At 74.3% G+C, this 22,685-nt stretch carries 26 protein-coding genes; 16 read left to right on the forward strand and 10 right to left on the reverse strand.

Annotation, left to right across the window (positions count from 1 at the left end; translation table 11 throughout):
* The first annotated feature begins 189 nt into the window (after positions 1 to 189).
* Together ACFV9Q_RS16745 and ACFV9Q_RS16750 are read left to right on the forward strand one after the other, a co-directional pair.
* Positions 190 to 837: an FMN-dependent NADH-azoreductase gene (locus ACFV9Q_RS16745; RefSeq protein ID WP_377235330.1), complete on the forward strand. Its 648-nt coding sequence runs from the start codon at positions 190 to 192 to the stop codon at positions 835 to 837.
* A gap of 85 nt (positions 838 to 922) precedes the next feature.
* Positions 923 to 1,375 (forward strand): MarR family winged helix-turn-helix transcriptional regulator, encoded by a 453-nt coding sequence (locus ACFV9Q_RS16750; protein ID WP_377235331.1) that lies wholly within the window; start codon positions 923 to 925, stop codon positions 1,373 to 1,375.
* 68 nt (positions 1,376 to 1,443) lie between these two features.
* Here the strand turns inward: ACFV9Q_RS16750 and ACFV9Q_RS16755 are convergent, their stop codons facing one another.
* On the reverse strand, positions 1,444 to 3,042 hold the full coding sequence (locus ACFV9Q_RS16755) for a molybdopterin-dependent oxidoreductase (protein WP_377235332.1): 1,599 nt from the start codon (positions 3,040 to 3,042) through the stop codon (positions 1,444 to 1,446).
* Between the two features lie 101 nt (positions 3,043 to 3,143).
* Entirely contained in the window at positions 3,144 to 3,947 is an 804-nt protein-coding gene (locus ACFV9Q_RS16760; protein WP_377235333.1) for an SDR family oxidoreductase, read from the reverse strand.
* Between the two features lie 238 nt (positions 3,948 to 4,185).
* Here ACFV9Q_RS16760 and ACFV9Q_RS16765 point away from each other — a divergent pair, with 238 nt between their 5' ends.
* From ACFV9Q_RS16765 to ACFV9Q_RS16800, 8 genes are all read left to right on the forward strand, one after another.
* A complete protein-coding gene (locus ACFV9Q_RS16765) occupies positions 4,186 to 5,211 on the forward strand; it encodes a putative F420-0 ABC transporter substrate-binding protein (RefSeq protein WP_377235334.1) in 1,026 nt (341 codons plus the stop codon).
* A gap of 62 nt (positions 5,212 to 5,273) precedes the next feature.
* On the forward strand, positions 5,274 to 6,314 hold the full coding sequence (locus tag ACFV9Q_RS16770; RefSeq protein WP_377235381.1) for a putative F420-0 ABC transporter permease subunit: 1,041 nt from the start codon (positions 5,274 to 5,276) through the stop codon (positions 6,312 to 6,314).
* An 80-nt stretch (positions 6,315 to 6,394) separates the two neighbouring features.
* Positions 6,395 to 7,204, forward strand: a complete 810-nt coding sequence (locus ACFV9Q_RS16775; protein WP_377235335.1) for an ATP-binding cassette domain-containing protein — start codon at positions 6,395 to 6,397, stop codon at positions 7,202 to 7,204.
* A 58-nt stretch (positions 7,205 to 7,262) separates the two neighbouring features.
* Positions 7,263 to 7,658 (forward strand): nitroreductase family deazaflavin-dependent oxidoreductase, encoded by a 396-nt coding sequence (locus tag ACFV9Q_RS16780; protein ID WP_377230777.1) that lies wholly within the window; start codon positions 7,263 to 7,265, stop codon positions 7,656 to 7,658.
* 102 nt (positions 7,659 to 7,760) lie between these two features.
* Positions 7,761 to 8,243, forward strand: a complete 483-nt coding sequence (locus ACFV9Q_RS16785; RefSeq protein ID WP_377235336.1) for a GNAT family N-acetyltransferase — start codon at positions 7,761 to 7,763, stop codon at positions 8,241 to 8,243.
* Positions 8,244 to 8,262: 19 nt separating this feature from the next.
* The gene (locus ACFV9Q_RS16790) at positions 8,263 to 8,751 is read left to right on the forward strand and encodes a GNAT family N-acetyltransferase (RefSeq protein ID WP_377235337.1); all 489 of its coding nucleotides are present in this window, start codon (positions 8,263 to 8,265) and stop codon (positions 8,749 to 8,751) included.
* A gap of 109 nt (positions 8,752 to 8,860) precedes the next feature.
* The gene (locus tag ACFV9Q_RS16795; protein ID WP_377235338.1) at positions 8,861 to 9,877 is read left to right on the forward strand and encodes a GNAT family N-acetyltransferase; all 1,017 of its coding nucleotides are present in this window, start codon (positions 8,861 to 8,863) and stop codon (positions 9,875 to 9,877) included.
* Positions 9,877 to 10,398, forward strand: coding sequence for an alpha/beta fold hydrolase (locus ACFV9Q_RS16800; RefSeq protein ID WP_377235339.1), 522 nt, complete (start codon positions 9,877 to 9,879; stop codon positions 10,396 to 10,398). The genes ACFV9Q_RS16795 and ACFV9Q_RS16800 overlap by 1 nt, the downstream gene beginning before the upstream one ends.
* Before the next feature lie 63 nt (positions 10,399 to 10,461).
* Here the strand turns inward: ACFV9Q_RS16800 and ACFV9Q_RS16805 are convergent, their stop codons facing one another.
* Positions 10,462 to 11,259: an alpha/beta fold hydrolase gene (locus ACFV9Q_RS16805; RefSeq protein ID WP_377235340.1), complete on the reverse strand. Its 798-nt coding sequence runs from the start codon at positions 11,257 to 11,259 to the stop codon at positions 10,462 to 10,464.
* 84 nt (positions 11,260 to 11,343) lie between these two features.
* Here ACFV9Q_RS16805 and ACFV9Q_RS16810 point away from each other — a divergent pair, with 84 nt between their 5' ends.
* The 3 genes from ACFV9Q_RS16810 to ACFV9Q_RS16820 all read left to right on the forward strand — a co-directional run bounded on the left by ACFV9Q_RS16810 (position 11,344) and on the right by ACFV9Q_RS16820 (position 14,256).
* Positions 11,344 to 12,963: a hypothetical protein gene (locus ACFV9Q_RS16810; protein ID WP_377235341.1), complete on the forward strand. Its 1,620-nt coding sequence runs from the start codon at positions 11,344 to 11,346 to the stop codon at positions 12,961 to 12,963.
* A 76-nt stretch (positions 12,964 to 13,039) separates the two neighbouring features.
* Positions 13,040 to 13,672 (forward strand): ClpP family protease, encoded by a 633-nt coding sequence (locus tag ACFV9Q_RS16815; RefSeq protein WP_377235342.1) that lies wholly within the window; start codon positions 13,040 to 13,042, stop codon positions 13,670 to 13,672.
* On the forward strand, positions 13,669 to 14,256 hold the full coding sequence (locus ACFV9Q_RS16820) for a ClpP family protease (protein ID WP_377235343.1): 588 nt from the start codon (positions 13,669 to 13,671) through the stop codon (positions 14,254 to 14,256). The genes ACFV9Q_RS16815 and ACFV9Q_RS16820 overlap by 4 nt, the downstream gene beginning before the upstream one ends.
* A 36-nt stretch (positions 14,257 to 14,292) precedes the next feature.
* On the opposite strand, the gene ACFV9Q_RS16825 is transcribed toward ACFV9Q_RS16820, so the two are convergent.
* Positions 14,293 to 14,679, reverse strand: coding sequence for a helix-turn-helix domain-containing protein (locus ACFV9Q_RS16825; RefSeq protein ID WP_377235344.1), 387 nt, complete (start codon positions 14,677 to 14,679; stop codon positions 14,293 to 14,295).
* Between the two features lie 99 nt (positions 14,680 to 14,778).
* Between ACFV9Q_RS16825 and ACFV9Q_RS16830 the strand changes: the two genes are divergently transcribed.
* Positions 14,779 to 15,372 carry an HhH-GPD-type base excision DNA repair protein gene (locus tag ACFV9Q_RS16830; RefSeq protein ID WP_377230767.1) on the forward strand — a complete coding sequence of 198 codons (594 nt, stop codon included), beginning with the start codon at positions 14,779 to 14,781 and terminating at the stop codon, positions 15,370 to 15,372.
* 124 nt (positions 15,373 to 15,496) lie between these two features.
* Here ACFV9Q_RS16830 and ACFV9Q_RS16835 read toward each other — a convergent pair whose 3' ends face one another.
* Positions 15,497 to 16,588, reverse strand: a complete 1,092-nt coding sequence (locus ACFV9Q_RS16835; protein ID WP_377235345.1) for a pentapeptide repeat-containing protein — start codon at positions 16,586 to 16,588, stop codon at positions 15,497 to 15,499.
* 202 nt (positions 16,589 to 16,790) lie between these two features.
* Between ACFV9Q_RS16835 and ACFV9Q_RS16840 the strand changes: the two genes are divergently transcribed.
* Positions 16,791 to 17,438, forward strand: a complete 648-nt coding sequence (locus ACFV9Q_RS16840; protein ID WP_377235346.1) for a TetR/AcrR family transcriptional regulator — start codon at positions 16,791 to 16,793, stop codon at positions 17,436 to 17,438.
* 32 nt (positions 17,439 to 17,470) lie between these two features.
* Positions 17,471 to 18,757: a glycosyltransferase gene (locus ACFV9Q_RS16845; protein ID WP_377235347.1), complete on the forward strand. Its 1,287-nt coding sequence runs from the start codon at positions 17,471 to 17,473 to the stop codon at positions 18,755 to 18,757.
* A 19-nt stretch (positions 18,758 to 18,776) separates the two neighbouring features.
* Here the strand turns inward: ACFV9Q_RS16845 and ACFV9Q_RS16850 are convergent, their stop codons facing one another.
* The 5 genes from ACFV9Q_RS16850 to ACFV9Q_RS16870 form a co-directional block, all read right to left on the reverse strand.
* Positions 18,777 to 19,886 (reverse strand): alpha/beta hydrolase, encoded by a 1,110-nt coding sequence (locus ACFV9Q_RS16850; RefSeq protein ID WP_377235348.1) that lies wholly within the window; start codon positions 19,884 to 19,886, stop codon positions 18,777 to 18,779.
* Positions 19,887 to 19,981: 95 nt separating this feature from the next.
* Positions 19,982 to 20,404: a PIN domain-containing protein gene (locus ACFV9Q_RS16855; protein WP_377235349.1), complete on the reverse strand. Its 423-nt coding sequence runs from the start codon at positions 20,402 to 20,404 to the stop codon at positions 19,982 to 19,984.
* Positions 20,401 to 20,631 (reverse strand): CopG family transcriptional regulator, encoded by a 231-nt coding sequence (locus ACFV9Q_RS16860; protein ID WP_377235350.1) that lies wholly within the window; start codon positions 20,629 to 20,631, stop codon positions 20,401 to 20,403. Before ACFV9Q_RS16860 ends, ACFV9Q_RS16855 begins: the two co-directional genes overlap by 4 nt.
* Positions 20,632 to 20,685: 54 nt before the next feature.
* Positions 20,686 to 21,552: a putative RNA methyltransferase gene (locus ACFV9Q_RS16865; protein ID WP_377235351.1), complete on the reverse strand. Its 867-nt coding sequence runs from the start codon at positions 21,550 to 21,552 to the stop codon at positions 20,686 to 20,688.
* Between the two features lie 37 nt (positions 21,553 to 21,589).
* The gene (locus ACFV9Q_RS16870) at positions 21,590 to 22,660 is read right to left on the reverse strand and encodes a diaminopropionate ammonia-lyase (protein ID WP_377235352.1); all 1,071 of its coding nucleotides are present in this window, start codon (positions 22,658 to 22,660) and stop codon (positions 21,590 to 21,592) included.
* Positions 22,661 to 22,685 lie beyond the last annotated feature (25 nt).

The raw sequence follows: 22,685 nt of genomic DNA on the forward strand, positions 1-22,685 counted from the left end.
GGCGCGCTCCGCTATTCCCCCGCCCCGCCTCCGCCCCTCCCTCCCCTCCTTCCTCCCCCCACCCCCGGGACCCGGGGCGGGCAAAGGTGAGCCAGATCACATGCGGAGGGGAAATACTCTGTGGTTCACGAACGATTGACCTTGGAGGCCGCATCGGCCGGACACGACACCTCCAGGAGGAACCCGACCATGGCAACACTGCTGCACATCGACGCGAGCATCCAGGGCGACAACTCGGTCAGCCGGCAGCTCACCGCACGGGCCGCGAGCGCCTGGCACGCCGCGCACCCGGGCGGCACGGTGACCTACCGCGACCTCGGCGCGCACCCCGTGCCGCACTTCGACACGGCCGCCAACGTCAGCCGCGGCCTGCCGGCCGACCAGCACACTCCCGAGCAGGCCGAGTCGTGGGCCCGGATCTCGGAGCTCGTGGGCGAGGTCGCGGCCGCCGACACGGTGCTGCTCGGCCTGCCGATCTACAACTACGGGGCGCCGAGCACGGTGAAGTCCTGGGTGGACCACCTGATGGCCCCCGGGCTGTCCATCGACCCCGAGACCGGCGAGGGCCTGCTGGGCGGCCGCGACTTCGTGGTGGTCGTCTCCCGCGGCGGCGGGTACGGCGAGGGCGCGCCCCGGCACGGCTGGGACCACGCGACGGCGTGGCTGCCGCACGGCGTGGCGATGGTGGGGCTGGAGCCGCGCTTCATCACCACCGAGCTGACGCTCGCGGGGACCAACCCCGCGATGGCCGGGCTGGTGCCGCTGGCCGAGGAGAGCCGCCGGCAGGCCGAGGCCGCCATCGACGACCTGTGGGCGCCCGCGGTCGCCACCGCCTGAGCGCCCGCTCACGGCGTAATTCCCCACGTCGCGACCCCGTGCTCCCGTAGGGTTGCAACGGGGTCGCGACGACGAAGGAGACACCGTGGAGGAGCCGCCGGTGCTGGAGCAGTCGGTACGTCGATCGGGCGCGCTCATCGACTACCTGGCCCGTCATCTGCGCCGGCGCAGCGAGTCGGCGCTGGCGCCGCTCGGCCTGCGCACCCGGCATCTCGTGGCCCTCACCGTGCTCCGCGACCGGGCCGAGATCACGCAGCGTGACCTGGCCGCCGCGCTCGTGCTGGACAGCACCAACATCGTGGGGCTGCTCAACGAGCTGGAGGGCAAGCACCTGGTCGAGCGGCGGCGCTCCCCGCAGGACCGGCGCCGGCACGTGGTCTCCCTGACCGACGACGGCGTCGCGCTGCTCTGCCAGGCGGAGGCCGCGCTCACCGCCGTCGAGGACGAGGTCTTCGAGTCCCTCGGCCCGGAGCAGCGCGACCAGCTCCAGAAGCTGCTCGTGGCGGCGACGTCGTCGGCGTCCACGCCGTTCTGCTGAACGCTCGGGCCGCCGAGCCGGGCTGACGGGCGGGCCGGGCGGCCCGCCGAGGCTCAGCCCACCGAGGCTCAGCCCACCGAGACCGTCACCGTGTGCCAGCCCGTCGCGCCGTCGGGGGCGGGCGGCGCCTCGGCCTCGGTCTGGACCAGGCCGTCGGCGTCCGTGGCCCGCACCGCGAGGGTGTGGTTGCCCGCGGCCAGGTCGATCGACGCGTGCCACTGGCGCCACGTGTCGGGGCCCACCGTCTCGGCGAGCTCGGCGGTGACCCAGTCGCCGTCGTCGGCCCGGACCTCGACCTTGCCGATGCCCGTGTGCTGCGCCCAGGCGACGCCGGCCACGGTCACCGCGCCGGCGGGCGCGGAGCCGCGCGGCATGTCGATGCGCGACTCGACCTTGATCGGCCCCAGCGCGGACCAGCCGCGCGGCGTCCAGTAGCCCTGGTCGGCGTCGAAGGTGGTGACCTCCAGCGAGGTGACCCACTTGGTGGCCGACACGTACCCGTACAGGCCGGGCACCACGAGCCGCGCGGGGAAGCCGTGTTCGACGGGCAGCGGCTCGCCGTTCATGCCGATCGCGAGCAGGCTGTCGCGGTCGGGGTCCTGCAGGACCGCGAGCGGCGTGCCCGCGGTGAACCCGTCGTCGCTCCGGGAGAGCACCATGTCGGCGCCGGCGCGCGGCTTGGCGCGCTCCAGCAGCGCGCGGATCGGGTAGCCGAGCCACAGCGCGTTGCCGATGAGGTCGCCGCCCACGGTGTTGCTCACGCAGGCCAGCGTCACGTGGTGCTCCTCCAGGGGAAGCGCGAGGAGCTCGTCCCAGGTGATCGTGAACGGCTCGTCCACCAGGCCGTGGACCTCCAGCGACCAGTCCTTCGGGTCGACCTGCGGCACGATCAGCGCGGTGTCGATGCGGTAGAAGTCCGGGTTCGGCGTGACGTACGGGGTGAGGCCGTCGAGCTTCAGGTCCGCGCCGGCGGGCACCGGGGGCGCCGTCGTGCGCGCCGTGGGCAGGCGGAGCTTCTCCCGGACAGCGCTCACCGCCGTCGAACCCGCGGAGAGCACGCGCGAGCCCACCAGGGCCAGCGCGGCCACGCCCACGGCGAGGCCGGAGACGGTCAGGAACCCGCGGCGGTCCACCCCGCCGCCCGACGTCGCGCCGCCCGAACCGCTGCCCGATGCCGCGCGCCGGGACGGCACCGGCCGCAGCCGCGCCACGGCCGCCCGCAGCAGGAGCACGCCGGCGCCCAACCCGATGATGCTGGGCAGCGCCCACATGGGCGTCGCGTCCGGGCGCAGCACCGCGACCATGGCCCCGACCACGCCGACGGCGCCCATCAGCAGCGCACCGTACGGCGGGCGGCGCAGCTCCAGCCAGCCCGCGAGCGCCGCGCCCAGGGCGAGCACCACGCCCATCGTCCCGAGCAGGACCGCCTTGTCGTTGGTGCCGAACAGCTGCACGGCGACGTCCTTGAGCCAGCCGGGCACGGCGTCGATCACGGCGGCGCCGCCCGCGAAGAGCGTGCTGGCGCCGGGTGCGACGACGGCCGCGACGAGCTCCGCGACGGCGAGGCCCGCACCACCGGCGAGCACGCCGGCCAGGGCGGCCCAGCCCGCGTCTCCCGGAGAGCGGTCGGCCCGCGGGGCCGCCGGGCTCTCGGTTGCCTGAGTCATGGGCTCAGCCTGGCACGGGTTGCTGGGAGGACCGAGCCCGGACGCAGATCATGACGATCCCGTAAGAACTCGCCCGGACCGGCCGGGGACGTGCGCGGCGCTCAGATCCCGGTGTTGCGCACGATCTTCGAGTTGTGCGCCTGCGCCCGCGGCCGCACGGTGACCAGGTCGATGTTGACGTGGTCGGGGCGGGACAGGGTCCAGGCGATGGTGTCGGCGATGTCGTCGGCGACCAGCGGCGTGTAGCCCTCGTAGACGGCGGCGGCCTTCGCGGCGTCGCCGCCGAACCGGACCAGCGAGAACTCCTCGGTCGCGACGGCGCCGGGGGCCACCTCGATGACACGCACCGGCTCGCCGGCGATCTCCCAGCGCAGCGTCTGGGACAGCATGTGCTCGGCGTGCTTGGCGCCCGTGTATCCGGCGCCGCCCTCGTAGGCGCCCTGGGCGGCCGTCGAGGTCACGTTCACGACGTCGGCCACGCCCTTGGCGGCGCCGGCCGCCCGCAGCAGCGGGAGCACGGCCTTGGTCACGCGCAGCGTGCCCAGCACGTTGATCTCGTACATCTGCCGCCAGCCGTCGACATCGGCCGACTCCACGCGGTCGAGCCCGAGCGCGCCGCCCGCGTTGTTCACCACGGCGTCGAGCCCGCCGGTCGCGGCGAGGTGCTCTGCGAGGGCGGTGACGGCGGCGTCGTCGGTCACGTCGACGGCGTAGACCTCGCAGCCGGTCTCCGCCGCGAGCGCCTCCAGGCGATCCGCACGCCGGGCCGCCGCGACGACGTCCCAGCCGTCAGCGCGTAGCCGGCGGGCGGTGGCGGCACCGATGCCCGACGACGCACCGGTCACCAGGGCGCGTCGGGTCGGCGTGGTCTCGGAACCGGTCTGCGGGGCGGTGCTGTCGCTCATGGCGGCACCCTAACCTCGGCGGCCGCTCGCCGTCGGCCGGGTCCGACGCCGAGAGCGAAAGCGCCCGGAACGCGCAGGTCGGCCGGTGTAATGTGGCGGCCGGGTCGCGGGCCACGCTTTGGCCCGCCGATGCGGCTCTCGTCGTGAGCCGCTTCCCCGCCCGGACGCGAGATGGCGCGTCGCTGTGCACCCATGGCACTCATGTCGTGGGCTGTTCGTCGACCCTTGGAGCCATCGCGTGAACCCCCGCCTTTCCCGTGCGTCCCGCCCGTCCGCACGGACCGTCGTCCTGCCCGCCGTCGTCGCCGCGGCGGCCCTCGCCCTCGCCGCCTGCTCGGCCACCGCACCCGGTGCGGTGGACGCCGAGGGCGCGTCCCCGGCGTCGGCCGGATTCCCCGTCACCCTGGACAACTGCGGGTTCGAGACCGAGGTCGCCACGCCGCCGGAACGGGTGGTGACCATCAAGTCGTCCACCACGGAGATGCTGCTGGCGCTCGGCCTGGGCGACCGGATCGTCGGCTCGGCGTTCCTCGACGGGCCGCTGCCGGACTCCCTGGAGTCCGTGCCCGCCGTGGACGAGCCGTTCGCCGACGAGGCGCCCGGCTCCGAGGCCACCCTGGAGCTGGAGCCCGACCTGGTCTACGCCGGCTGGGAGTCCAACCTGACCGCGGAGACCGCGGGCGACCGCGAGACCCTCGCGAAGCTCGGCGTCGCGACGTACGTCTCCCCCGCCGCCTGCAAGGAGGACGGGTACATGCCGGACCCGCTCACCTTCGACACGGTGTTTGCCGAGATCGAGGAGGTCGGCTCCCTGTTCGACGCCGACGACGCCGCGGCCGCGCTCGTCGAGGAGCAGCGGGCGGCGCTGGACGCGATCGAGCCCGACGACCGCGGTCTGACGGCGCTGTGGTGGTCCTCGGGCGACGACACCCCGTACGTCGGCGCGGGCATCGGCGCGCCCCAGATGATCATGGAGGCGGCCGGGCTGACCAACGTCGCGGCCGACGTCCACGACACGTGGACCTCGCTCGGCTGGGAGAACGTGGTCGAGGCCGACCCCGACGTGATCGTGCTGGTCGACGCCGCCTGGAACCCGGCGGACGCGAAGATCCAGGCGCTGGAGGCCAACCCGGCGACCCGCGAGATGTCCGCGGTCAAGGACGAGCGGTACGTCGTGCTGCCCTTCCCTGCGACGGAGGCCGGCGTGCGGAACGTCGACGCCGTGGCCTCGGTGGTGGACCAGCTGGCGGACCTCGACCGGTGAGCGGTTCCGTGCCGGGCGTGGCGAGACGACCGAGCGTGCCGGGACGACGGAGCGTGCCCGGCGTGCCGGGCCGACCCGGCGTCTCCCCGCGGCCGGGCGGCTGGCTCGCGCTGCCCGTCGCGGCGCTCGTCCTCCTGCTGAGCGTCGGCGTCGCGGTGACGATCGGGCCGGCGGACCTGGCTCTGTCCGAGGTCGGCCGGTCACTCGCCACGCACCTGGGGCTCGGCGGGCCGCTCGGGCTGGAGCCGCTGTCCGCGCTGCGCGACGGCATGGTGTGGCAGCTCCGGATGCCCCGGATCCTGACGGCGGCGGCCGTCGGCGCGGGCCTGGCGGTCTGCGGCGCGGTGATGCAGTCGCTGACCCGCAACCCGCTCGCCGACCCGTACCTGCTCGGGCTGTCCTCGGGCGCGTCGCTGGGCGCCGTCCTGGTGCTGCTCGCGGGCGTCCCGCTGCTGCTCCCGGTCGCGGCGTTCGCGGGCGCGGTCGGCGCGCTCGCCCTGGCGCTCACCCTGGCCGGCGCGCTCGGCACGATCACGCCCACCCGCACGGTGCTGGCGGGGCTGGCGATCAGCCAGCTCTGCGCGGCCGCCGTGTCGTTCGTGATCTTCTGGTCGGCCAAGGGCGACGCGTTCCGCGAGGTGCTGTCGTGGCTGATGGGCTCGGTCGCGTCCGCGACCTGGACGTCGGTGGCGATCGCCGGCGGCGCCGTCCTGGTGCTCGGCACGCTGCTCGCGCTGACCGGGTCCGTGCTGGACGCGTTCACGTTCGGCGACACCGCGGCCGCCGCGCTCGGCGTGCCCGTGAACCGGGCGCGGTGGATCCTGCTGATCGGCGTGGCGCTGCTGACCGGCGCGCTCGTGTCCCAGAGCGGGTCCATCGGGTTCGTCGGGCTGATCCTGCCGCACGCGGTCCGGCTGTTCACGGGCGCGCGGCACCGCCTGCTGCTGCCCCTGTCGGCGCTGGCGGGGGCGTCGTTCCTGGTCTGGGCCGACACGCTGGCCCGCACGGTGTTCGAGCCGCGCGAGCTGCCGGTCGGCATCGTGACGGCGGCGATCGGCGCGCCGGTGTTCGCGTTCCTCCTCTGGAAGGGAAACCAGCGGTGAGTGCTGGACATCTGCGGGTTTCAAGCGCCCCTGACCAACAAATACCCAGCACTCAACGGGCTGGGCTGGGGGTTGCGGGGGTGTTCTGGGAGATCTCGTCGCGGGGGATCCTGGACGACGTCGGGGTGGTCGCCCCGGCCGGCGCCGTCACCGGGCTGCTCGGGCCGAACGGGTCCGGCAAGTCGACCCTGCTGCGCGTGCTGGCCGGGGTGCAGCAGGCGGGGCGGGCGCCGTCGTCGTCGTCGGGAAACGGGCAGGCGGGGCGGGCGCCGTCCGGCGCCGGGCCGACCACCACGTTCGACGGCGCCGACCTCGCCGCCCTGCCCCGGCGGGAGCGCGCCCGGGTGCTCGCCCTCGTGGAGCAGGACGCCACGACCGACCTGCCGCTGACCGTGCTCGACGCCGTGCTGCTCGGCCGCATCCCCCACCGCTCGCTGCTCGCGGGCGACTCCGACGCGGACCGCGCCGCCGCCCACGCGGCCCTCGACGCCGCGGGCGCCAAGGAGCTCGCGGACCGCGACGTCGGCACGCTGTCCGGCGGCGAGCGCCAGCGCGTGCACATGGCCAGGGCCTTGGCGCAGCAGCCCCGCCTGCTGCTGCTCGACGAACCGACCAACCACCTGGACATCTCCGCCCAGCTCCACGCGATGCGGGTGCTGCGTGACCTCGCCGCGGACGGCGTGACCGTCGTCGCCGCGCTGCACGACCTGAACCTCGCCGCCTCGACCTGCGACCACCTGGTGCTGCTCGACCACGGCCGCGTGGTCGCGGCGGGCCCGGTGGGCGAGGTGCTGGTGCCGGAGGTGCTGGAGCCGGTCTACGGCGTCCGCGTGGACGTCCTGCGCCACCCCCGGACCGGCCGGCCGGTGCTCTCCTTCGAGCGCGGCTGACGAATCGGGCCGCGTCCTGGGGCTGACGTATGAGCTGACCTGTTCCATGATGGGAGCCATGGCCGCACCAGAGTTCGTCGTCCAGGCAGGCAAGGTTCTCAACCCGTGGGTGCTCCGCGTCGCCGGACGCATCCCGCCGTGGGTGGTGCTGCACCACGTGGGCCGCCGGTCCGGGGTCGAGTACCGCACTCCCCTGGTCGCGTTCGCAGCCCGGCCCGAGGAGGAAGTGGTGGCGGTGCTGCCGCTGCCGTGGGGCTCGGGCACCGACTGGGCCCGCAACACGATGAGCGCGGGCACCGTGCGCCTGGAGCGCGGCGGGGCCGACTTCGTGGTCAAGGACGTGCGGCTCGTGCCCGCGTACGAGGCCGTCGGCTGGCTCGGGGCCGTGCCGTCGCGGCTCCTGTCGGCAGTCGGCATCGAGGAGTGCCTCGTGGGGACCCTGCACAAGGGCTGACGCCCAGGTCAGGCCCGGTTTCCGGTCGGGTGACGGCCGGAGGGCGGCCGGGTGGTGGCCGCGTGTCATCGGGCACCCCGGTGCGGGAGTATGTTTCGCGTCGTGATCTTGCGCACAGCCACGCTGTCCGACGCCGCCGCGGTCGCCCAGGTGCACCACACCACCTGGGTCACGACCTACGGGGCGATCCTCCCGCCCGAGTTCTGGGCCACGGCCACGCTCGAGCGCCGCATCACCACGTGGGAACGGTGGCTGTCGAACGGCGCGGCCCCCGTGGTCGCCGACGCCGACGGCGAGGTGGTCGGCATCGCGATGTCGGGCGACGCCGTCGAGCAGGAGGACGTGCTTCCCGTGCGCGCCCGGCAGCTCTACCTCCTCTACGTCCTGGCGCCGTACCACGGGACCGGCGTCGGGCAGGCGCTGCTGGACGCCGTGGTCCCGCCCGGGACCCCGGCCCAGCTCTGGGTCGCGGAGGACAACCCCCGGGCGCGGCGCTTCTACGAGCGCAACGGCTTCGTCCTGGAGGGCGCGCGGGTGGTCGACACGAGCACCGCTGACCTGGCAGAGGTCCGGATGGTCAGGTAGTCGGGTTACCGTTCCCCTCATGTCAGACTTCCACGTCCGCGCCTCGACCCCCGACGACGCCGTCGGCATCGCCGCCGTGCACTGGACCACCCGGCGCGCCATGTTCGAGGACCTCCTGCCGCCCGAGCACTGGCAGACCGAGACCCTCGGCACCCGCACCGAGGGCTGGATGCGGATCCTGGCCGCCGGCAACAAGGCGCTCGTCGCCGAGGTGGGCGACAAGATCGTCGGCTTCGCGATGAAGAACCCGTCCGGCCCGCACCTCGGGCAGCCGCCGGCCAAGGCGATCGAGCTGCACGAGCTGTACGTCGACCCGGCGTTCCACGGCACCAACGTGGGTCACGCGCTGCTGGAGAACATCCTCCCGCCCGGCACGCCGGCCCAGGTCTGGACGTTCGCCTCCAACCCGCGGGCGCGCAAGTTCCTGCAGCGCGCCGGCTTCCTGCCCGACGGCGTCACGGCGACCGACCCGGACACGGACCTGCTGGAGGTCCGGCTGGTCCGCTGACCGCTGACCGCGGGCCGCTGGGTGGTCGGCTGCGGCACGCGCCCGGCGCCGAGCTGCACACGAGCGTTATGTGCTCGATCCGGGGCGGGTCGCGTGCCAGGATCGCCGGATGACCAGCGCCTACAGCGTCGAGCTGTTCGATGATCCGGCGGCCGTCCTGGGCGTCGCGGGCGACCTCCTGGCCGCCGAGCCCGTGGTCTGGAGCGTCGTCGCGACGGTGACGCGCCAGGCCGCCCGGTCGTTCATCCCCGGCGCGCCGCGCCCGGAGCACCCGATGTGGTGGGCGGTCGTGCGGGAGCACGGCGCCGTCGTCGGCGTGTCGATGCGCACCATGCCGTACGCGCCGCACACCGTCTGGGTGCCCGACCTGCCGCAGGACGCCGCGCGGCTGCTCGCCCGCGCCGCCCTGGACCGGACCGCCCGCGCCGGCGACGCCCCGCTGACCTCGGCGAACGGTCCCGACGCCGCCGTCCGCGCGTTCACCGACGAGGTGGTGCGCACCACGGGCGGCACCGTGCGCGAAGACCGGCCGGAGCGGCTGTGGGAGGCGACGCGGATCGTGCGGCCCACGCCGCCGTCGGGTCGCGCCCGGCTCGCCACGCCCGCCGACCTCGACGTGGTCACCGCGTGGTTCGACGTGTTCCACACGGAGGCCGACACGCAGGCGGGGCGCGCGCCCGACGAGGAGGCGGAGCCGCTGCGGATCGGCGGCGCCTTGGAGCGGATCGAGGAGGGCGCCGTCTGGCTCTGGGAGGACGACAGCGAGGTGGTGCAGCTGACCGGCGCCCGGCCGCCGTCGTTCGGCGTGGTGCGGATCGGCCCCGTCTACACCCCGCGCGAGCACCGCGGACGCGGTTACGCCCGGGCGCTCGTGGCCGACGTCGCGCAACGCGTGCTCGACGACGGCGACCGGGTCTGCCTCTACACCGACAAGGGCAACCCCGTGTCGAACCACGTGTACGCGGCGATCGGCTTCGAGCCGGTGCTCGACCAGGTCAACCTCGTCGTGGACCCGGTCGCGCCGGGCCGGGCGGTAGCGTCCGTGCCGGGGAGCATGCCGGACACCGCCCCCGACACCGCGCCGGAACGGACGCCCCCGTCCGTTCCGGCGACGAAGGAGAGCTGATGGGACGCAGGGCGATCATCTTCCACGGGACCAACGCCGACCCGGCGTGGATCTGGTACCCGTGGCTCGCGGACCGGCTGCGGCAGCGCGGGTACGACGTCGAGACGCCGCACCACCCGGGTACGAACGTCGAGCCGGTCGCGACGTTCCTGCCCACGGTGCTCGCCGCGCACACGTTCGACGAGGACACCGTGCTCGTGGGGCACTCCGGCGGGGCCGCCCTGCTGCTGGCGCTGCTGGAGCACCTCGACGTGACCGTGGCGCAGGCCGTGCTGGTGGGCGGCTACTCGACCAACCCGAATCCCGGCCCGGAACCGGTGCTGCAGGAGTCCTACGACTGGGACGCGATCCGCGCGCACGCCCGGGACCTGGTGTTCCTCAACTCCGTCACCGACGAGTTCGGCTGCGACGCCGAGCAGGGCCGCGCGATGTTCGACCGGCTCGGCGGCACGCTCGTGGTGCGCGACGACGGGCACTTCATGGAGGACACGCTGGAGATCGCGGACCGGCTGATCCCCTGACCAGGTGCCTGACTCGACGGACCAGGCGGCTGACTCGGCGGTGCGTGGCAGGATCCCGGGCGGCTACGCGGCCAGGAACTTCAGGAGTCCGCGGTTGAAGGCCGCGGGCTGCTCGATGTTCGCGGCGTGGCCGTCCTTCGCGATGACCGCGGCCGTGCCGCGGGGCGCGAGCCGGGCCGCCGCGGCCGCGTGGCCCGAGGGCCAGAGCTCGCTCTCGGCGCCCGCGACGAACAGGGCGGGCACGTCGCACCGTTCGATCACCGGCCGCCAGTCGGCCGTGGCATGGTCGGCGAGGACCTCCAGCTCCGGGTCGGCGATGGTGCGCGAGCCGCCGCTCATCGCCCGCAGGAGGCGCACGGTGCGCATCCCGCGCAGCCACACCGAGCGGCCGTGCCCGGTGGGCGGCGGACCGGCCGCGAAGTACGTGTCGCGGTTCGACTCGTCGTAGCCGTAGTACCCGTACGGCCAGTCGGCGGTGTTGAGCATCTTCGGCGTCTGGTCCACGATCACGACGCTGCGCAGGCGTTCCGTGCCGTGCTCGTCGACGTACGCCCACACCGTGTTGCCGCCCATCGACCCGCCCACCAGGGTCGCGTCGTGCAGGTCGAGCTGCTCCAGCACGGCGCCGACGTCGCGGGCCCGCCGCCGCAGCGTGGTGCCGGGCGCCATCGGCTCGGTGGCGCCGTGCCCCGGCAGGTCGACGGCGAGCACGCGGTAGCCCGCCCGCGCCAGGGCGGGGAGCTGGAACCGCCAGGACGTGGCGGCCGCCTTGAACCCCGCGAGCAGCACGACCGGCCTGCCGTCAGCGGGACCCCGCTCGGTGAGGTCGAGCCGGACGCCGTCAGCGGTGCGCAGGTGCATGCGGCCACAGTAGCCAGGGCCGACGGCGGCCCGCCCAGCGAGACGGTCGGCCCCCGGCCGGCCGCCGCGACATACTGGCGGGCGATGCGACCCGAACGGCTCACTCCCCACGCCCGTGACCTGACGACACGCTCCCTGGACTGGATGGACCAGCAGTGGGACCCGGAGGTAGGGCTGCTGCGAGCGCCCGAGGAACCCGGCGGCGGCCACGCCCCGACGGGGCACCTGGTCCGCGAGACCGGCTGGTACGCCGTCGGCCTGCTCGCGCGGAACCTGCCCGCCCGGGGTGACACCTCCGGAGCGGCCGGGGCCCGGGACGGCGCGGAGTCCGACCTGGAGCGTGCCCGGCTCGCCCTCGGTCGCGTGCTGGACCACCAGCTCGACGCCCCGGGGATGCCGTTCCACGGCACGTGGCTGCGCAGCCCGCACGAGCCGCGCCCGACGGCGGAGTCCGTCGCGTGGCGCGACTACGACCCGAACTGGCGCGAGTTCATCGGCACGACCCTGGTGGTCGTCGCCGAGGAGTTCCCCGAGGCCCTGGCGGGTGACCTGGGCCCACGCGTGGCGGCCGCGCTGCGGCTGGCCGTCGAGGGGTCGCTCGCGCGCGGCGTCGGCGCGCACTACACGAACATCGCGCTCATGGCGGCGTTCCTGCTGCAGGACGCCGCCGTCCGCCTGGGCGAACCCGCCTGGGAGGCGCCGGCGCTGCGGCTCGCGGAGCAGGTGCTGGCCCGGTTCCGGGTGGACGGGACGTTCGACGAGTACAACTCGCCCACGTACTACGGCATCGACCTGTACGCGCTGGCGCTGTGGCGCCGGTACGCGCGCCAGCCCCTGCTGCGCGACGGCGGCGCGGAGACCGAGGCGGTCCTGTGGCGGGACACCGCGCGGCGGTACCACGCGGGGCTGCGCAACCTCGCGGGCCCCTACGACCGTAGCTACGGCATGGACCTGCGGCACTACGCGTCCGGGATCGGGCTGTGGGTGTGGGCGGCCGTCGGACGGGACCTCGCCCCCTTCCCGGAGACGGACCGGCCGTTCAGGCACGCGTGGGACCTCGCGCTCGGACCCGTGGTCGCCGTCCTGTGCGCCGAGGTGCCGGACGACGCCCTGGCGCACCTGACCGGGTTCCGCGGCGAGCGGCAGGTGGACCAGGTGATCGTGCGCGACCCGCGCCGGGTCGCCACGTCGTGGGTCGGCGAGCGCCTGCTGGTCGGCGCGGAGGACGTCGGGGGTGAGCGCGGCGACCTCGCCGACCAGTTCCACCCGGCGACGGTGCACTGGCTGGTGGACGGCGTCTCCGGGGCGGGCGGGGACGTGGACGGAGGCGGCGCCGACGTCGGCTGGATCCGGCTGGTCAGCAGCCTGAACGTCGACGCCCGGGCCGACGGACCGTCGCTGACCCTGACCTGCGCGCGGCACGACGGCGGCGACCTGGCGTTCGCGTTCCACGTCCGGGTCCCGGAGGCGGACCTGGGCGGCGGGCGGACGGCGGACGACCCGGACACCGACGGCTTCCCCTTCGCCGATCTGACGACCGAGCGCTGGGAGCTGCCCGGCCTGGAGGTCACGCTGGACGCCGGCGCCGAGCTGGTCGCCGTCGAGCCCGACCCGGCGGACGGCACCTGGTGGCTGCGCTACGTGGCCCGCGAGGTCCCCGCCGACAGCCCGGTGCGGTTCGGGATCGGCCTGCGCGTCGGATAGTTCTCGCTGCTCAGAGCAGTGCTGCCCACGGCAGATCCGCCTCCCCGGGACCAGCCCGGGGAGGCACGGTGAGGTCATGACCGAATCACCGCAGCCCCCGCAGTTCGGCGAGCGCTCCCGGCGCGACCTGTTCGAGCGGCGTGTCCTGGTCCTCGACGGACCCCTCGACGACGACAACGGCACGCTCCTGATGACTCAGCTCATCACGCTGGCGACGGAGGACCCGTCGTCGGACATCGACCTCTGGATCCACTCCCCGGGTGGGTCGGTGCCGGCGATGCTGGCCATCCGCGACATCATGCGGACCATCCCCAACGACGTCTCCACGCTCGTGCTGGGCATCGCCTACAGTGCGGGCCAGTTCCTGCTCTCGGCGGGCACCTCGGGCAAACGTCGCGCGCTGCCGAACGCCCGGGTCCTGATGCACCAGGGGTCCTCGGGGATCGCCGGCACCGCCGTCGACATCGAGCTGCAGGCGGACGACCTGCGGCACACCCGGGACACCGTGCTGCGCCTCGTCTCCGAGGACACGGGGCAGCCCATCGAACGCGTGTTCGAGGACTCGTTGCACGACCACTGGTACACGGCCGAGGAGGCGCGCGAGTTCGGGTTCATCGACACGATCGTGGGCGGCTTCGACGGCATCCGGCCGCGGGAGCGCGCACGGACCGGGTTCGCCCCGACGACCGCCGAGGGAGACGCCCGATGAGCAGCTACACCATCCCGAACGTCATTGCCGCGCACCCCCGGGGCGAGCGGATCATGGACGTCTACTCGCAGCTGCTGAGCGAGCGGATCATCTACCTCGGCACGGCGATCGACGCCGGCGTCGCCAACGCGCTGATCGCCCAGCTCATCCACCTGGAGTCGAGCAGCCCGGACAGCGACATCCAGCTCTACATCAACTGCGAGGGCGGCGACCCGAGCGCCGGCATGGCCATCTACGACACCATGCGCTACATCCGGCCCCAGGTGTCGACGACCGTCGTGGGGCAGGCCGTCGCCGTCGGCGCGGTGCTGCTCGCCGCGGGGGCCGAGGGCAAACGGGCCGCGCTGCCGCACGCCCGCGTGATCCTGCACCAGCCCGCGGCGCAGGGCCGCGGCGCGATCCCGGACCTGATCCTGCAGGCCGACGAGGTGGTCCGGATCCGTGCCGACATGGAGGCGGCGCTGTCCCGGCACACCGGCCAGAGCGCCGGCACGCTGCGCACCGACACCGACCGGGACCGCATCTTCACGGCCATGTCCGCGCGGGAGTACGGGCTGCTGGACCACGTGATCGAGCAGCGTTGACCTGGGCCCGGGCCGGGAGGCCCGGGTCCACCTCGCCTAGGCTGCCAGCGCGAAGTCGGCCCGGCAGGTCGCCCGCCCCCAGGCGTCCTGGACGGTGACCAGCCGGTCGGCGACCGCGCTGACCAGGTCGACCAGCGTGATGTCCAGGGCACCGGCGATCGCCGCGATCATCTCGCTCGACGGCTCCTTGACCCCACGCTCGATCTCCGAGAGGTACTGCGGCGAGATCCCCGCCCGGCGCGCGGTCCGGTCGAGGGTCTCGCCGCGCTCGTGCCGCAGCTGCCGCAGCCGCTCGCCGACCAGGTGCCGCCACAGCGGCTCCCGTCTTGGCCGGACCGCCCCACGGGCCGACGACGGCGGGGCGTCGGCGTCCGGAGGCACGTCGTCGCGCACGGGCTGCGGAGGCGGAGCGGTTTCGGCCATGGCTTCGAGAGTAGGGCGGCCCGGCCGACAGGGCCGGGCGTTCTGCTGAGAGCAGCGGGCGCCCGGGACGACGGAGGACGGATCGGGCACTATGGAGGCATGGCTACCGACCTCTGGATCACCGGCGACCCCGACACGGACCGGCTGCTCAGCGACGACCCGTTCGCGCTGCTGGTCGGCATGCTGCTCGATCAGCAGTTCCCCATGGAGCACGCCTTCGCCGGCCCCGGCAAGATCCGCGACCGGATGGGCTCGTTCGACGTCCGCGCCATCGCGGATGCGAACCCGGACGAGTTCGTGACGATGGCGACCACTCCCCCGGCGATCCACCGCTACGGGCGGTCGATGGCGGGTCGCGTGCTGGAGCTCGCCCACACCGTCGTGGACGAGTACGACGGCGACGCCGCCCGCATCTGGACCGCGCCCGGCGCCGACGGCGGCGCCCCGACCGGTGCCGAGGTGCTCAAGCGGCTCAACGCCCTGCCGGGGTACGGCGAGCGCAAGGCCAAGATCTTCCTCGCCCTGCTGGGCAAGCAGCGCGGCGTCCGGCCGGAGGGCTGGCGCGAGGCCGCGGGCGAGTTCGGCGAGGACGGCTCGCGCCGCTCCATCGCCGACGTGACCAGCGCGGAGACGCTGCAGGAGGTCCGCGCGTTCAAGAAGGCGCAGAAGGCGGCCGCCAAGGCCGAGGCCTGACCCCGTGCGCCGGGGGGGGGGGGGGGGGCAGGGACGAAGGGGGAGGGGACAGAACGCTTCTTCGCGGGTGTGCTTTCTCGTCCCTCTCTTTGTCCTCCCCCAACCCATCACACCCTACTCACCGTCACAGGCTCTTGGCCGCGGCGATGTCCTCGCGCGTCCAGTCGGGCAGCAGGTCGTCGTAGAACTCGGCGACCTCCTCGGCAGGCGTGTCCTCCGGCGTCCTCCCCGAGAACCCGGACTCGCAGCCGGGGGCCGGCATCTTCCAGACGCCGCCCGCCACCAGCTGCGCGCCCACCTGCGGGAACCGGTCGAAGTCGCACCGCTGCCCGTAGTCGCCGCACTGGACGCGGCCGCCGTCACCCAGGTCGGCGTACGACGCCACCTGCTGCACGTCGCCACCCCGGCGCGCCTGGGCGAACCCCGACGTGCAGTCGATCGACGTCCAGCCCTCCGTGGACTCGTCGCCGCCGGAACCGGTCTGCAGGCCCGTCATCGACACCTTGGCCAGGGTGAACGTCGCCGCCGCCTGGCCGGGCTCGGCCTGCTCGGCCTGCTCGACCTGGACGCCGTCGAGGCTCGTGTCCACGAACGACGAGCTGCCCGACGGCGACCGGAACACCGACCCGAACAGCACCGCCCCGTCGAACTGCGAGCCCTCGAGGTTCCCGCCGATCTCCGCCGACGGCGCGAAGAGGTTGATCGCCGAGACGTCCGCCAGCGACCCGTCGACCAGGAGGGCGCCCGTGAGGTTCGCGCCGTCCAGCCGCGCGCCGGTCAGGTCGGCGCCGGTGAAGTCCGCGCAGGTCTCGACCCGGTCCCGCATCCAGCCACCGGCGGCGTCGTAGTGGACCGGGCACCCGAGGTCCATCCCGGAGAGGTCGGCACCCCGCAGGTTCATCCCGCGGAACGGCTTGACCCCCTCCGGCGCGTCGCGGATCGTCTCGCGGATGAAGGTCACGTTGGCGAGCACCTGGTCCCGCTCGGCGCGATCGGCCTCGACCGCCTGGGTCCGGCTCTCCCGCTCGTCGTCGATCCAGGCCTGGTAACCGGCCAGCAGCATGCCGACCACGAGGCTGGAGACGACACCGATCGTCACGTCGATCAACCACCGGCGGTCAGGTTTCTCCCGGGTCGGCGGGGTGTCGGAGGGCGGCTCGGCCGGCCCGGGCGAGGGCTCGGGCCGCGGCGGAGCCTCCTCGAGAAGTGCGTTCATCGCGTGCGCTGTCTCCAGTCAATTCGAACAAAGCGGACACAGCATGCCCATGGGCCCGGGGCCGCGCAACGTAAGTCGGGTGGGCCGGGGGCCGGCGGGATCCGGGAGCGCGACGGCGCTTGACTCCAGCAGGTTCCGGGAGGACGCTGTGACAGATATCGTCGCAGTGTCACAGCGGCGCAGGGTCACAGCAGGGGGAAGCATGGTCGACAGCTCAAGGCGCCGGGACGCGCTGCTCGACGCCGCCGTCGTCCTGCTGCTGGGCCGCGGCTACGACAAGCTGACCATGGTCGACGTCGCGGAGGCGGCCGACCTCAGCCGGACCATCGTCTACCGCCACTTCGCCTCGAAGCGGGAGCTGGTCGACGCGGTGGCGGCCCGCGCCCTGGCCGACTACGCCGTCCGCTGGCGCCGGGGGCTGCGCGACGAGCCGACGCCGGGAACGCCCGCGAGCATCTACCGGGCGGGGTTCCGCGTGGTGGCCCGCGACCCGCTGCTCACCGCGATCGCCACCCGGGACCGCGACGTCTTCGGCCGGTATCTGCGCGACCCCGCGGCGACCATGCCCGGCCCGGCGGGTCCGGGGTTCCTCGGCGACTTCCTCGCCCTCCAGCAGCAGGCCGGCGTGATCCGCGACGGCGTGGACCTCCCGTCCGTCGCCGTCGTCCTGGAGGCCCTCACGGCCGCGATCATGACCGCCATCCAGCAGCACCAGGGCCGGCCGGACAGCCCCTCGCCCGAGGCGTTGATCGACACGGTCACCGAGATGATCGACCGGATGCTGACGCCGGACGAGCCGGACACCGCGGCCGCCCTGGCGTTGCTCGACGGCCTGTTCGACCGGCGCTAGCCCGTCCTGTCCACCTTCGACGAAGGACGACCATGCAGATCACGATCCTCACCGCGGGCTCGCGCGGCGACGTCGAGCCGTTGCTCGGCCTGGCCGTGGCGCTCCGCGACCAGGGCCACCACCCGACCGTCGTCGGCTCGCCGGACTTCGCGGAGCTGGCGGCGTCCTACGGCACGGAGTTCGAGCCGTTCGGCCCGGTGCTGCCGAAGTACGCGGACAACCCCGAGCTCGTCGACCTGGTCGAGTCGGGCAACATGCTGCGGTTCATGGCCTACGGCGCCAGGACCCGCAAGCAGATGCTGCCGCAGATCATCGACGACATCTGGCGCGCCACGAAGCACAGCGAAGCCATGCTCTACAAGGGGCCGACGGCGCTCTACGGGTACAGCGTCGCGGAGAAGCTCGGCATCCCGTGCGCCGACCTGCAGTTCTTCCCGGTCACGCCCACCCGCGAGTTCCCGACGTTCTTTCTCGGCGACGGCCGCAGCCGCGGCGCGCTCCTGGACCGGGCGGGCTGGTGGGGCTCCGACCAGATGATCTGGCGCACCATGCAGCAGCCCGGGGTGAACCGGCAGCGGCGCGAGGTGCTCGGCCTGCCGCCGCTGCGCACCAACACGCGCGTGCTCCAGGACCGGCAGAACATGCCGCTGTACTACGCGTACAGCCCGCTCGTGCTGCCCCGCCCGGCCGACTGGCACCCCCGCATCCAGGTCACCGGGTACCTACCCACGAGCGCCCCGGCCGGCTGGGAGCCGCCCGCGGAGCTCGTCCGGTTCCTGGACGGGGGCGAGCCGCCGGTGTCGTTCGGCCTCGGCAGCGTGCCGACGGCGCAGCCCGGCCGGCTGGTCGACGCCTTCCTGGAGGCCCTCGACCGCACCGGGCGCCGCGGCATCCTGATCGGCGGCTGGGCGGAGCTCGGGCGCGACCGCGAGCTCCCCGACCACGTGCTGCGCCTGGATTCCGCCCCGTACGACTGGCTGTTCCCGCGCCTCGCGGCGGCGATCCACCATGGCGGCGCCGGCACGACGGCGGCGGGCCTGCGCGCCGGCATCCCCACGATCCTGACGCCGGTGGCGGTGGACCAGTTCAGCTGGGGCCGCCGCGTGGCCGACCTCGGCGTCGGGCCGGAGCCCGTCCCCGTCAAGGTGCTCGACGCCGACCGCCTCACCGCGGCGCTGACCCGGGCGACGTCCGACGAGGCGATGCGGGAACGGGCCGCACACCTGGGCGAGCGGCTGCGCCAGGAGGACGGCATCGGCCGGACGGCGGAGCTGTTCACGGACTACCTGCGCACCGCCAGGGCTCCGGCGACCCGCTGAGCCCGCCCGGCGGACCCGGCTACCGGACCCGTTGCCGCGCGAACACCTCCGCCGTGAAGGCCTCCACCGCGTTGACCACGGCCGCGAACCGCGGCGACCAGTACAGGTCGAAGCCGTGGTGCGCGCCCGGGAGCTCGGCGTACACCACGAGGTTCCTGGAGTCCGCGCGGAGCCGCTCGGCGAACCGGCGGGCGTCGGCGACGGGCACCAGCGAGTCGTGGGTGCCGTGCACGACCAGGACGGGCGGGGCGCCGGCCGGGACGTTCTCGGTCGGCGAGGTCTCCGGGCGGCCGTCGAAGTACCGGCCGAGGTACCCGCCGAGGGACACCACGGCGCTCACCGAGGTGTCGGCGTCCTCGAAACCGGGCTGGTAGGCGGGGTCGCCGTCGGTGAACGCGGCCATCGCCGACATGTGCGCGCCCGCCGACGAGCCGGACAGGACGATCCGCTCCGGGTCGACGCCCCACTCGTCGGCGTGCGCACGGACCCACGCGACCAGCCGCTTCACGTCCACGAGATGGTCCTCGAACGTCGCGGCGGGGCGCAGCCGGTAGTTCGCGCTGAGGCAGACCCAGCCCCGCTCGGCCAGGCGGTGGAGCATCGGCAGGGACTGGGAGCTCTTGTGGCCGGTGGTGTAGTAACCGCCGTGGAAGTGGACCAGCACCGGGGCCCGGGCCCCGGTCGTCGCGCCGCGGCGGCGGTAGAGGTCCATGCTGTTGCGCCTGCCGAAGGGCCCGTAGGAGAGGTTCGCGAACCGCTCGACCGCACGGGGGCGCACCGCGAACGGGAAGGCGAGAACGCGCCAGAGCGGGAGCCGGCCGGAGACGTCGATCGGGCCCATGGCCCGCCGCAGGACCGACAGCGCCGCGACGCCGCGCCAGACCTGGAGGCCCAGGCAGGCGGCCGCGAGGACCGCCGCGCCGATCGCGACGGGAGAGGCGAGGTCGCCCTCGGAGACCGCGAGCGCCGTGCTGGCCCCGAACGCGAGGGTCGCGAGGACCGGCAGCTCGTTGATCGACATGCTGACGAAGAAGGCCGGTGTGCCCACCGACATCGGCACGCGCGGCAGGCGCAGCACCGGGAACGCGAGGACGGCGAGGCCGATGAGATAGCCGACGGGGATGCTCATGGCGCTCAGTCTCCGGGGCGCGGAACTCGGACACATCGGTCGGCAGGCGACGGCCGCCCCTGCTGGAAGGACGGGATGCCCCCTACTTTGGTCGGTTATCTCTTGCCGACTCGCTCAACCTTGACCTGGGTGCCGTCGAGCAGGAGGTCCAGATCTCCGTCGTCGGCGGTGAGGACGACCACCGGGCCGCGCAGCGCCAGCGCGGTCGCCGCGACCACGGCGGCAACGGTCATGTCACGTGCCTTGCGCCGCGACGAGGACGCGCTCGCGCGCAGGCGTCCGGCGTCGTACCCGATCTCCGCCGTGACCTCCTCGACGCGGAGGGCCTTGGCCGCACGCCGGACCCGCGCATCACGGGCGGTTCCGTCGGTGACCTCCGCGAGCGTGACGGCTGAAGCGTGCAGGGTCGAGTCAGTGCGCCGGGCGACGGTTGCCCAGGCCTGCATCTGCCGACCGTCGTCGGCGAGGGCGGACAGCGCCTCCGAATCCAGCAGGATCGAGTGGGGGCCGACGATCACCGGGCAAGCCTCGCCATGATCGCCGCGACCTCGTCCTCGTCGACGGCGCCGTGCTCTGCCTCCATGCCGTGCAGGACGTCGTCGAGGGCATCCCGTTCGAGCTGCCGCGCGACTGCGCCGGCGACATAGGCGGAGAACCCGCGCGACCCCGCCCGCGCGCGCACGCCCTCGGAGGTGGACACGGGCATGGAGACGGAGTGCTTCTCGATACCGGCGGCAGCAGACATGCGCTCATCCTACTTGGAGTAGGAATGGCGGGCCAGTGCCGGGCGCAGCCCGGGTCAGCGCCGGCGGTAGGCCGTGGCCAGGACCGAGACCGTGACCTCGGAGGGCAGGGTGTCCTCGTCGTCCAGGTCCGCCTCCGTGACGTGCCGCGCGCTCGGCGTCATGAGCACCAGGTCGACCGCCTCCTGCCGGGTCAGGGGCGTCGTGTACTCGACCTCCTCGGTGCGCGTGGCCTCGAAGTACGGGTCCAGCGCCTGGTGCAGGCGCTCCTCCTTGTCCGGGTCGACGGTCACCATGCCGGCGACCTGGCGGCGCAGCTCGGCCAGGTGCCCGCCGAACGGCCGCACGACGACCAGCGTCCCGCCCGGGCGCAGCACGCGGTGGAACTCGGCCGGGTTGCGCGGCGCGAACACGTCCAGCACCACGTCGACCTGCTCCGACGCGATCGGGAACGGCCGGAAGACGTCCCAGGTCGCGGCCGCGGCCCGCTCGTGCGCCTTGGCCGCCGTCCGCAGGGCGTGCGCGGAGGTGTCCAGGCCGAGGCCGACGGCGCCCGGCATCGCGTCCAGCACGCCCGCGAGGTAGTAGCCGGTGCCGCAACCGACGTCGACGACGGTGGCGGGAGGCCTGGCGCCGTCCGCCGCCCCCGCGGACTCGCCCGCCAGGTCGGCGACGGTGTCCCGGATCGGGGCATACCGGTCCGCGGCCAGGAAGTCGCGGCGGGCGCGCGCCATCGGCGCGTCGTCGCCGCTGGTCGCGCGCGTGCCGGTCAGCAGGCTCACGTACCCGTGCCGGGCGACGTCGAAGCTGTGCCGGCGCGGGCAGCGCAGCGCGCCGGGCGCCGTCGCGAGCTCCGCGCCGCACGACGGGCAGCGCAGCAGCGGGAGGATCGGGTCGAAGGCGGCGGGAACGGCAACGGGCACGGTCGGTCTCCTGGCAGCGGTGGTGGGGTGGGTCGCGCTAGACGCGGTCCTGCGGGACCGGGTTGGCGGCCCGGCCCTCGGTCGACAGGAGCAGCACGACGGCGTCCGACCGCAGCCCGATCGCCTCCCGCCACCCCGGCTGTCCCAGCACGAGCCGGGCGGCGGCGAGCGTCGCGGCGCCGCACGGTCCCGCGTCGACGCCGGAGCGGGCCAGGTCGTCGACGGCGGCGGCCGCCTGGTCGTCGGAGACGGTCACGGCGCCGTCGAGCCCGTCCCGCAGCACGGGCCACGCGAGCGCGGAGACCGTGCCGCAGCAGAGCCCGGTCATGATCGTGTCCCCCACCGGGGCGGTGACCGGCCGGCCCGCGCGCAGGGACGCGACCAGACCCGCGGCGCGGTCGGGCTCCACGGCGAGCAGCGTGCCGCCGCCGGCCGCCTCGCCGTCGGCCCCGGGAGCGCGGTAGTGGCTCACCACGGCCTGGGCGAACGAGCCGACGCCGACCGGGACGATCACCAGGTCCGGCCCCGCGACGCCCAGGGCGGCGAGCTGCTCGTCGGCCTCGACGCACAGCGTCCCGTAGCCGTCGACGATCCACTGCGGGATGTCCGTGTACCCGGGCCACGAGGTGTCCTGCACCAGGATCGCCGACGGGTCGGCCGCGGCGTCGGCCGCGGCGCGGGCCACGACGTCGTCGTAGTCGCCGTCGGACTCGACCGTCTGCGCGCCCTCGGCCGCGATCGCCTTCTTGGCGGCCTGCGTGATGCCCGGCGGGTAGTAGATCGTCGCGGCGGCGCCGATCAGCGCGGCCACATGGGCGACGGCGCGGCCATGGTTCCCGTCGGTGGCGGCGTACAGCCGGACGTCGGTGCCGCGGACGGCGTCGCGCACCGCGTCCAGCGAGACGGTCGCGAGGCCGAACCGCTCCCCCAGCGCGCGGGCGATCGCGTACGACGCGCCGAGCACCTTGAAGGCCGGCAGGCCGAGCCGGCTCGACTCCTCCTTGACCAGCACCCGCCCGACCTTGAGCTCCGCGGCGAGCCGCGGCACGTCACGCAGCGGCGTGGGCGCGTAGCCGGGCAGGGTGCGGTGGAAGTCGATGGCGGGCACGTTGACGATTGTCCCCGACACCCCG

Origin of the sequence: Promicromonospora sp. NPDC059942 (genome assembly GCF_042731755.1) — a bacterium.
In the GTDB taxonomy this organism is placed as follows: domain Bacteria; phylum Actinomycetota; class Actinomycetes; order Actinomycetales; family Cellulomonadaceae; genus Promicromonospora.